This window comes from Saccharicrinis fermentans DSM 9555 = JCM 21142 (genome assembly GCF_000517085.1).
In the GTDB taxonomy this organism is placed as follows: domain Bacteria; phylum Bacteroidota; class Bacteroidia; order Bacteroidales; family Marinilabiliaceae; genus Saccharicrinis; species Saccharicrinis fermentans.
This window is the reverse complement of the sequence record NZ_KI912108.1, coordinates 48,979-50,358: the sequence shown is the minus strand read 5'-3', so window position 1 is coordinate 50,358 and position 1,380 is coordinate 48,979. Positions and strand designations below refer to the sequence as shown.

The window sequence follows — 1,380 nt, the reverse complement described above, 5'->3', positions numbered from 1 at the left end:
CACGTGTTCATACATCATAGCTTTGTCGCAGGTGCAACACAAAGCTACGATGCATAGCATAACCGTTGGTGTGCCACGAAGCTGTGGTAATTCACTAGGTGCAAATCCTACCTAAATAATTTTTGTTAAGATTATTGCTTCATTCAGCATAATCCAAGTAAACTTGGTTTTACTTTCACTTATCGCAATAATTTGTTGTTCATTTAGAAGAACTGCTGACAGTTATATCCGTGAGGATTATCGCTGAAGCTCGGTATGTTCAAATGACCAAGCCGAATTATCAATCCCGAAGGAAAAGAAAGGCGAGTTTCGAAAGTTGGGAATTCCAACCATTAGAGATAGAGTTGCACAAATGGAAGTAAAGATGTTAATAGAGCCACTCTGGGAAGCCGACTTTGAAGAAACTTCGTATGGATTTAGACCAAAGCGTGGAGCACATGATGCAATCAAGCAAATCAAGCAGAATATCTACGATGGACATCACTTTATATACGACGCAGACTTGTCGAAATACTTTGATACCATTCCTCATGAAAAGTTATTTGTATTGCTCAAGGAACGCATTAGAGACAACGGGATTTTGAATATTATTAAGCAATGGCTAAAGGCACCCAAACAATTAAAGAATGGGAAGCTTCTGACATCCAAGGCAGACACTCCGCAAGGAGGAGTTATCAGTCCATTGCTGTCGAATATTTACCTGCATGCTTTTGACCGCATTGTTAATAGTCCAAATAGTAAGTTTGCCAAGGGCAACATTCGCATAGTCCGTTATGCTGATTATTTTGTACAGATGGGTACTTACTATTACAGTAGGGAAATACTGGCTTATATCAATTCGTTAATGACAAGGATGGGACTGACCATTAATAAGGAAAAGACTTCTATGCTATGACATGTGCATAAGAAGAGCCTTTTCTTTCTAGGGTTTGAGTTCAGGGTAATCCGCTCCAAATTCGCTTGGAACAGGAAGAACTATACCAACGTCCGCCCGAGTATGAAATCAAGGAGTAAACTCTTTGCCAACATTCGTGAGCTTTTAGCAAAACGTAGGCATTGGAAGATTGAACCTTTGCTTTACAAGCTCAACTCATTATTAATAGGTTGGCTTAATTATTTCTCTATAAGTAAGGTAACGCACATTTGGGAAACCATAAAGGTTATCATCAAACACTTGGATTATAAACTATTTAAATGGCTCAAAAGCAAAGGGCGTAAAGCGCACAAGTCGCTTCGCCAGCGACCATACAGTACTTTTGTACAAAGCAAAAGGCTGTTAGACTTGGAAAAGTATGCACGCTTGAAAACCCTTGCGAAAGCTCAATGAAGAACTCTATCGGTAAGCCGTATGAGGGAAAACTTCACGTACGGTTTGATGAA

Annotated in this window: 2 protein-coding genes; both read left to right on the top strand. The window is 39.6% G+C overall.

The window, feature by feature from the left end:
- Nucleotides 1–283: 283 nt before the first annotated feature.
- Nucleotides 284–895, top strand: a complete 612-nt coding sequence (locus CYTFE_RS30980) for a reverse transcriptase domain-containing protein (protein ID WP_262505614.1) — start codon at nucleotides 284–286, stop codon at nucleotides 893–895.
- A 102-nt stretch (nucleotides 896–997) separates the two neighbouring features.
- Nucleotides 998–1,327 carry a group II intron maturase-specific domain-containing protein gene (locus CYTFE_RS30975; protein ID WP_211238192.1) on the top strand — a complete coding sequence of 110 codons (330 nt, stop codon included), beginning with the start codon at nucleotides 998–1,000 and terminating at the stop codon, nucleotides 1,325–1,327.
- Nucleotides 1,328–1,380: the final 53 nt, after the last annotated feature.